Source organism: Streptomyces sp. NPDC059853 (assembly GCF_042731495.1).
GTDB lineage: Bacteria > Actinomycetota > Actinomycetes > Streptomycetales > Streptomycetaceae > Streptomyces.
The window spans coordinates 34,596-42,689 of the sequence record NZ_JBHWJL010000007.1 but is presented as its reverse complement, the minus strand read 5'-3'; the positions used below and the strand labels follow the sequence as shown (position 1 = coordinate 42,689).

The window sequence follows — 8,094 nt, the reverse complement described above, 5'->3', positions numbered from 1 at the left end:
GGCCCGGCCCCGTCCCGGAGCCGCGCGGCCCTGAGCGCCGGGCTCATCCCCGGCGTCCCTTGCGCCGACCGCCGCCCCCGCCGCCGGCGGGCTGCGGGGCGGCGAGGCCGAGTTCGGTGGCGAGGGCCCACATCGCGCGGCGTACCGGGCCCTTGGCGTCCAGGTCCTGGATACGGCCCGCGTCCTGCGCCTCCTGGAGTTCCTTGAAGTTGGCGGGCACCGACTGGCGGGCGACCTGGGTGCCGGTGATCCGCGCGACCAGCTGCGGCTGGATGGCGCTGGAGCGGCTGAGCCGGTTGACGACGGTGACCACGCCCTCGGCCTTGCGGATCTGGAGCCGGTCCCACATGCGCACCATGCGGTTGACGGCGCGGACCGCGATCACGTCGGGGGTGGTGACGAGCAGGGCGGTGTCGGCGAGTTCGACGGCGGCGGCGGTGGCGGCGTTCATCTGGGAGCCGCAGTCGACGATCACCGTGTCGTACCGGGCCCGCACCGCCGCGAGCAGATGCCGGGCCGTGCTGTCGGTGACGTCCTCGCCGCGCTCGCCCTCGGCCGGGGCGATGAGCATCGCCAGTCCGGTGCGGTGGGTGAACACCGCCTCGGCCAGCACCTGCGGGGAGATGTCGCCGATGCCCGCGAGGTCGGCCAGCGAGCGGCGGAACTGCACGTCGAAGAAGGAGCCGACGTCACCGCTGAGCAGATCGAGGTCGACGAGCACCACGCCGCGTCCCTCGGCGGGCGCGGAGGTCTGGGCGGCCAGCGCCAGCTGGGTGGCCAGCAGGGTGGCCCCCACGCCGCCCTTGGCGCCGGAGACGGTGACGAGCCGGCCGCCGGGGCCGGTGCTCGCGCTGTCGCCCAGGCCCAGGTGGCGCCGCATCCCGGCGGCCCACTGGGCGGCGGCGGACAGCCGGGTGGACAGTTCCTCGAACGACAGCGGCAGTCCGGCCAGGCCGCGCGCGCCGGCGTCCATCGCCGCCGAGTACAGTCCGGCGGTCGGGTCGGCGGAGACCAGCACCACGCCGACCGCCGGGAAGCGCAGCGCCACTTCGCGGATCAGCTCCAGCGCGGGCAGCGGCCCGATCCGTTCGTGGATGATCACCACGTCGGGCAGCCCGGCCACCGACTCGTGGGCGAGCGCGGCCAGGGTGTCCAGCAGGGTGACGGAGTCGGGCACCGCGCGCATCGGTTCGCTGCCGGGCAGCTGGCTGAGCAGTGTGATCAGTGAGCGCGCGGTGTCCGGGTCGCCCACCGCCGGGAGAATGCGCGTCGTCATCCAAGCCACCCCAACCCCATGCTCGTCACGGAACCTGCCCCAGCGGGAGGCCGCTGTGCGGGCTGCCGGCCAGGTCGCCCACGATGGTGTACGTGCGCTCCTCCTCGGGGATCTCCTGCTCCTCCCCGGGAGCGACGAGGGCCAATCGCACCTGCTCGGCGAAGGCTTCGGCGAAGGTGACCCGCTCGGCGTCCAGGTGGTCGAGCGCGAAGGTGATCGGCACGGCCTCGGTGGTCCGGCGGTCCTCCTCGACCTCGGTCAGGTCGCCGACCTCGATCACCTCGGCGTTGTTGACCATGAGCCGGACCATCTCGATCTCGTCGCCGTCGTCGGCTCCGGTCTCCCGTACCCGGTACGCCGCGTACAGATTGATCTTCGCCCCGGGGTAGATCTTGCCCGCGACGCCGGTGGAGGCGTCGATGAGCACCGCGATCTCCTGCTGGCCGGGGGCCAGTTCCGGCCGGTCGGCGATCATGTCCCGCTGGAGCAGCGAGCCCTCGCTGAGCGGGGAGAGGGCGACCTTGCCCTCGATCTGCGCCAGGTCGGTGACCGCCGAGTCGGATATGTACCGCTCGGGGATGGAGACTTCGCGCAGCTGCTCGGCGCGCAGCTCGGTGTAGGGCTCGACGTCCTCGCTCAGCTCGTAGGCCGTCACCTCGGGGCCGACCTTCGACTCCACGTCGTTGATCACCGCGACCACTCCGGCGAACGCGCCGAGGGCGAGCAGGGCCGAGACGAGCAGCAGAAGGAAGCCGCGGCGCTGACGAGCATTCATGGAGTCTTTTTACCTTCTGCCTCGGACAGCGCGTCGGCCGTTGGGGATATCGGTGCCAAAATGCCGCTCACCGCGCCAGCGCCTTGCGGTGCCCGCCGCCGATCGCGGGGCGCTCCCGGCCGCTGGACACCGGTGCCGAACAGAAGGCGCAGCGGTCGCCGATGAGGGTGAAACCGCACCAGTGGCAGGGTTCCTGACGCATCGAGGACACCATCTGGTAGAGCAGCGAGGCGTCGTGGATGGCGGCGGCGAACTCCACCAGCTTGTGGGTGTGCCACCAGGCGGGCGACTGGGCGGGCAGCGGCACCGGGTGGACGCCCTGGACCTGCCACTGGCGGGCGAGCTGTCCGGTGACCCAGGCGCTGTCGAACCGTCCGGCGGCGTAGGTGAGGGTGGTGGCGAACTGCGGCCCGGCCAGCCCGGCCGCGCCGGAGCGCTCGCCCGCCCGTACCAGCTGGGCGGTGGGGCGGGCGAGGACGGCGTGCGGTGCGGAGACCACCGAGCGCGGCCCGGTGACCGGCGGCAGGGCGACCGGCAGCCGGTCGGCGCGCGCGGCGGAGCCGAGCAGCGCGCCCGCGTAGATGTAGTGGGACAGCAGCCGGGTGGCGGCACCGAGCACCCCGGGGCCGAAGTCGCACACCGACAACTGCCGCAGCTGGCGCACCAGGACGGCGGCGCCGAGCGGGGGCAGCGAGGTGGACAGCAGTGCGATGCGGTCGCTCTCCAGCATGGCGCGGACGGCGTGCAGCCGCTGGACGTGGGCGCGGGGGGTGGTGGCCGGGTAGACGGCGATCACATGGCCGTGCCGTTCCAGCAGTCCGGCGATCTCCGCCAGGGCGGTGGGGAAGTCCTGTTCGCCCGGCGGGGTGAGGACATGCGCGCCGGGGGTGTGCGGATCGGTGGCCGGCAGCACCAGGTCGGCGCTGGTCACCGCGATGGCAATCGGCATACCACCCCCTGTCGTCGGGGCGAAGCCTATCGGCAGCCGGGCGCGCTCCGGTAGCTGAGGGCGTAGGCCGGCTTGCCCGGCTTGCTGTCGCTCATCGGAGCGGACAGCGCGGCGAACTCCTCGCTGTCGAAGGCGTCGAGGCGTCCGAGTCCGGCGGCGGTGCGTCCGCTGCCGGGCAGGTGGGTTCCGGGGTCGAGGGCGACCATGGCGCGGGCGGTGTCCTCGATGAGGGCGAGGTACGTGCCGAGGTCGGTGCGGTCGTGCCGGGCCGGGTCGAGGGCGGGCTGGGTACGCAGCCACTGGGCCCAGAAGAACTCCAGGTACTCGGGGGCCGGTCCGTCGGCGAGGTCCGGCTTGCGGTAGCCGATGTCGCGGGTGAAGTAGACCAGGGAGCGGTACGGGTCGTCCGCCATGGTGCGCAGGCCGAGCCGGGTGGGCAGCTGGGCAGGGGTGAGGGGCCGGTCGGCGGCGTCGCGCAGCCAGAGGTGACCGCGGTCGTTCATCACGCGCCAGAAGTCGCGCTCGGAGAGCCGGCTGAGGTTGTCGGTGACCCGGACCCGGATCTTCAGGTGCGCGCCGCCGTCGGGCATCTCCAGGAAGCTGGTGAAGGTGTGGTGGCCGTCGGTGAGGTGGAGCCGGCCGCGCGGGCCGACCACGACGGTCTTCATGGCGGCGAGCGATGCGGCGGTCTCCTGGCCGAGCGGGATGGTGCAGGTGAAGCGGTGGGGCTTGTCGAGGCGGGCGCCGGGGCGGACGGTGGCGGCCGCGCCCTGCCCGTTGGCCTCGCACCAGTCGTCGTACTTCTTATTGGGCTTGCCCCGGTCCTCGTCCTTGGTGCTGGTGTAGCGGCCCAGCTTGTAGCGGATCTGGTCGTGGCCGAGCGCGGCCTGGGTGGGCCGCAGTTCGCCCAGGCGCACGGTGATCAGCTCCCCGGCGCGCGGCTTCGCCGCGGAGGCCGCCGCCGGGGTGCCGGCGGTCGCGGTGGCGGCGGTGGCCGTGCCCAGCGTGGTGAGTGCGGTCAGGACGGTGAGCAGCAGCGCGAGGCGCCGCGGGGTCCGGGAGCGGGTCATACCGGACACGGTCACAGGGGCCGGTGACCGCCGGGTGGCGCCCGGGTGGCGTGCCGGGGAAGCGGGGGGGCTCAGAAGAAGGTGCGGATGTAGTCGGTGACGGTGCCGTCGCCCGCGACCAGGGGGATCAGCGGCCACTTCTCGAACACGGTGCAGGGGTGGGAGAGTCCCAGGCCCACCCAGTCGCCGACCTCGGGCAGCCGGGGCTCGGCGCCGTCCCCTCCGGTGTCCGGGGCGGGTACCACGAAGGCGTGCTGGTCGGCGAGGCGGGACACCCGCAGTCCGGTACCGCCGCGGACGGTGCCCCGGGCGTCGCGCACGATCTGCACCTCGGGCAGGCCCAGGTCGTAACTGACGTCCCGCTTTCCGGCGTTGACGAGCGCCAGGCCCGGTTCCGGGCGGGAGACGACCTGGGTCCACAGCCGGAAGGCGGGCAGCAGCGAGCCCTCGTGCGGGGCGCGGCGGAAGGGGGTGGCGGCGCGGTAGCGGCCGTCGTCGTGGCTGATGTACGCGCCGGAGCGCAGCATTTTGCACACCGGCCGGGAGAGATCGGGCAGTTCCCCGAAGGCGTCGGCGACCGCGTCGAACCAGGCGCTGCCGCCGGCGCTGACGATGATCTCGTGGGTGTCGGCGAACCGGCCGGCCTTGTCGAACTCCACCGCCAGCGAGCACAGGGCGGTCAGCCACTCCCGTACGGTGTCGCCGTCCGCGTCCGGCAGTTCGCCCTCGTAGCCGCCGACGCCGACCAGCAGCAGCGATTCGGTGTCCGCCACCGCGTCGGCGACGGCGGCGGCCTGCCGGGCGTCGCGCACGCCGGCGCGGGCGCCGGGCGCGCCGAGTTCGACGACGACCTCCACCGGGCGGGCCCCGCCGGCGGCGCGCAGGGTCTCGTCCATCAGCTCGACGCCGCGCACCGAGTCGACGTAGCAGACGCAGCGGAACTCGGCGTCCTCCTCCAGTTCGCCGGCCAGCCAGGTGAGTGCGGCGGTGTCGACGAGTTCGTTGGCGAGGAAGACGCGGCGGACGCCGAAGGCGCGGGCGACGCGCACCTGGTGCGGTACGGCCAGGGTGATGCCCCAGGCGCCGGCGTCCAGCTGCCGCTGGAAGAGCTGGGGTGCCATGGAGGTCTTGCCGTGCGGGGCGAGGGCCAGTCCGTGCCGGGCGGCGAAGCGGTCCAGGGAGCGCACGTTGTGGTCGACGGCCTCGGCGGACAGGGTCAGGACGGGGGTGGTGAAGCCGCCGGTGTACAGGTCGCGGCGCTGGGCCCGCAGCCGGCCGACGGTGCTCCCGGCCGCGTCGGGCGGCAGGCCCTTGAACCGGTGGTCGACGATCTCGTCCGCGAGCTGTTCCAGGGCGGGGGTGCTCATGGCGACTCCAGGGAGCGGGGCGTGCGTGGGCGGGGGCGGGCGGGGCGGGGCGGGGGCCGTTCTCTTCCCTAGCACCGGGTAGCGCACCGGTCAACGCAGTGCGATCGCCCGAGGCCATGGGCGCTCGCTCCGGTGGGGGAAAACACAAGGCGCCCCGCGGCGGGCGGTCGTAAGGTGGCGGACATGCAGGTGACCCAGTCGGCGAAGCTCGCCAATGTCTGTTACGAAATCCGCGGCCCCGTCCTTGAGGAGGCCATGCGGCTCGAAGCGGCGGGTCACCGCATTCTCAAGCTGAACACGGGCAATCCGGCGGCGTTCGACTTCGAGTGCCCGCCGGAGATCCTGGAGGACATCCTGCGCAATGTCTCCAGCGCCCACGGGTACGGCGACGCGAAGGGGCTGCTGTCGGCGCGGCGCGCGGTGATGCAGCACTACCAGACCAAGGGCATCCAGCTGTCGGTGGAGGACATCTACCTGGGCAACGGGGTCTCCGAGCTGATCCAGATGTCGATGCAGGCGATGCTGGACAACGGCGACGAGGTGCTGGTGCCGGCCCCGGACTATCCGCTGTGGACGGCGTCGGTGTCGCTGGCCGGCGGCACGGCGGTGCACTACCGGTGCGACGAGCAGTCCGAGTGGATGCCGGACATCGCGGACATCGAGCGGAAGATCACCGACCGCACCAAGGCGCTGGTGGTGATCAATCCGAACAATCCGACCGGGGCCGTGTACAGCGACGAGATGCTGCGGCAGCTGGCGGATGTGGCGCGGCGGCACCGGCTGGTGCTGTGCTCGGACGAGATCTACGACCGGATCCTGTACGACGGTGTCACGCACACCCCGCTGGCGGCGATCGCGCCGGATGTGCTGACGCTGACGTTCAACGGTCTGTCGAAGAACTACCGGGTGGCCGGGTTCCGCAGCGGCTGGCTGGCGGTGTGCGGGCCGAAGGAGAACGCGGGCAACTACATCGAGGGGCTGACGATCCTCGCCAACATGCGGCTGTGCGCGAACATGCCGGCGCAGCACGCGGTGGCCGCCGCGCTGTTCGGCCGGCAGTCGATCGAGCAGCTGGTGCTGCCGCAGGGCCGGATCGGGGCGCAGCGGGATGTGACGTACGACCTGCTGACGCAGATCCCCGGGGTGACGTGCGTCAAGCCGAAGGGGGCGCTGTACGCGTTCCCCCGGCTCGACCCGAAGGTGTACAAGATCAAGGACGACCGGCAGATGGTGCTGGATCTGCTGCGCGCCGAGAAGATCATGATCGTGCACGGTACGGGCTTCAACTGGCCGGAGCCGGATCACTTCCGCATCGTGACGCTGCCGTCGGTGACCCAGCTGACGGACGCGATCACCCGGATCGGTTCGTTCCTGGACGGCTACCAGCAGTACTGATCAGGGCCGGCTCTCCTCCTGCTCCCGCTCCTGCTGTTCCTCGGCGGCCGGGTCTTCGAGGTCGGCCCCCGCCTCGGCGGCGGCGTCGGCCTCCCCCTCGGTGAGGTCGTCCGGGTCGTCGAGGGCGGCCAGGCAGAACGGCCAGTCGCGGAAGTCCTCGTGCTGGGCCCAGAGCCGGTAGGCGCTCTGGATGTTCCACTCGGGGTCCAGGGCGTCCCGCTGGGTGCCGCCGAGGTCGCGCAGCCGGGAGTCGGAGATCTGGAACAGGCCCCAGTTGCGGGTGCCGTTCTCGTTGGCGAGGACGTAGAGCGGGTCGAGCAGGGACTGGCAGCCGGAGATGCGGACCGCCTGGTCGCCGGCCTCCCCGGGGAACACGTCGCGGATGCGCTCGACGACCTGCTCCTCGCTCCAGCTGGTCATCGTGACGTCGGATTCGTACAGCGCTTCTTTGGTGCCGTCGCCCACCACTCCGTTGACGGGCAGGCCGGCCAGGACCTGGAAGGCGGTGACCCGGCGCAGGGTTTCGGGGCCGAACTGGGCGTCGATGTCGATGGAGACACCGCGGTCGGCGAGCAGGGTCTGGAGTTCTTCGACGCAGCCGTCGTGCTGGCCCATGGTGATGGGCTCGGCGCAGGGGTCGCGGAAGAGCATGCGGTCGTCCCCGCGGTCGTCGCTCTGGCCTTCGGAGGCGGCGCTGCCGGAGGGGGCGGTCCGGTCCCACAGCAGGAAGGTGACGGTGACGGCGAGCACGGCCGCCGCCGCTCCCGCCGCCAGCCAGCGGCGGGAACGGTGCGGCCCGGCCGGGCCCCGCGCCGGGTCCTGGCCCTGGTCGGGGGCCGGGTCCGGCAGGGGGGCGGCTTCGGAGCTGCCGGCCGGGCCGGGCGCCGGTCCGGCCCCGGTGGCCGGCCCGGGTGACGGGCGCGTGTCCTCCCCCGCCGTCACCTCCGCCGGGCCGGGACCGTCTCCCCGCCGGTACGCCTCGTCGGCCAGCACCCACAACCGGTGCAGCTCGGTCAGCGCGGCCCGGTCGGCCTTGCAGGCCCGCGCGAGGCGTTCCACGGTCGCGAACTCGCCCGGGACCCCCTTGCCCGTGCAGTAGCGGTGCAGTGTGGAACGGCTCACCCCGATGCGGCGGGCCAGTGACTCGAAGCTGTGGCTGGTGCCGTCCTTCAGCTGACGCAGTCGCTCGGCGAATGCCTCGATGGCGACCGCCCCATCGCGCCCTTCGGGCATCTCTCCCCCAGTGATCCACCTGCCTGTCA

7 protein-coding genes are annotated in these 8,094 nt (G+C 72.7%); 1 reads left to right on the top strand and 6 read right to left on the bottom strand.

Annotated elements, in window-relative coordinates; genetic code table 11:
• Positions 1-43 precede the first annotated feature (43 nt).
• The 5 genes from ACFV5N_RS01635 to ACFV5N_RS01615 all read right to left on the bottom strand — a co-directional run bounded on the left by ACFV5N_RS01635 (position 44) and on the right by ACFV5N_RS01615 (position 5,437).
• On the bottom strand, positions 44-1,276 hold the full coding sequence (locus ACFV5N_RS01635; RefSeq protein ID WP_385592555.1) for a CpaE family protein: 1,233 nt from the start codon (positions 1,274-1,276) through the stop codon (positions 44-46).
• Between the two features lie 25 nt (positions 1,277-1,301).
• On the bottom strand, positions 1,302-2,051 hold the full coding sequence (gene cpaB, locus ACFV5N_RS01630; RefSeq protein WP_385592553.1) for a Flp pilus assembly protein CpaB: 750 nt from the start codon (positions 2,049-2,051) through the stop codon (positions 1,302-1,304).
• 67 nt (positions 2,052-2,118) lie between these two features.
• Positions 2,119-3,000 (bottom strand): hypothetical protein, encoded by an 882-nt coding sequence (locus tag ACFV5N_RS01625; RefSeq protein ID WP_385592552.1) that lies wholly within the window; start codon positions 2,998-3,000, stop codon positions 2,119-2,121.
• Positions 3,001-3,026: 26 nt separating this feature from the next.
• The gene (locus ACFV5N_RS01620) at positions 3,027-4,070 is read right to left on the bottom strand and encodes a ParB/Srx family N-terminal domain-containing protein (RefSeq protein ID WP_385592550.1); all 1,044 of its coding nucleotides are present in this window, start codon (positions 4,068-4,070) and stop codon (positions 3,027-3,029) included.
• A 71-nt stretch (positions 4,071-4,141) separates the two neighbouring features.
• Complete coding sequence (locus ACFV5N_RS01615; protein ID WP_385592548.1) at positions 4,142-5,437, bottom strand: amino acid deaminase; 1,296 nt, start codon at positions 5,435-5,437, stop codon at positions 4,142-4,144.
• Between the two features lie 183 nt (positions 5,438-5,620).
• On the opposite strand from ACFV5N_RS01615, the gene ACFV5N_RS01610 reads away from it, so the two are divergent.
• Positions 5,621-6,832, top strand: a complete 1,212-nt coding sequence (locus ACFV5N_RS01610) for a pyridoxal phosphate-dependent aminotransferase (RefSeq protein WP_385592546.1) — start codon at positions 5,621-5,623, stop codon at positions 6,830-6,832.
• On the opposite strand, the gene ACFV5N_RS01605 is transcribed toward ACFV5N_RS01610, so the two are convergent.
• A complete protein-coding gene (locus ACFV5N_RS01605; RefSeq protein ID WP_385592544.1) occupies positions 6,833-8,065 on the bottom strand; it encodes a helix-turn-helix domain-containing protein in 1,233 nt (410 codons plus the stop codon).
• Positions 8,066-8,094 lie beyond the last annotated feature (29 nt).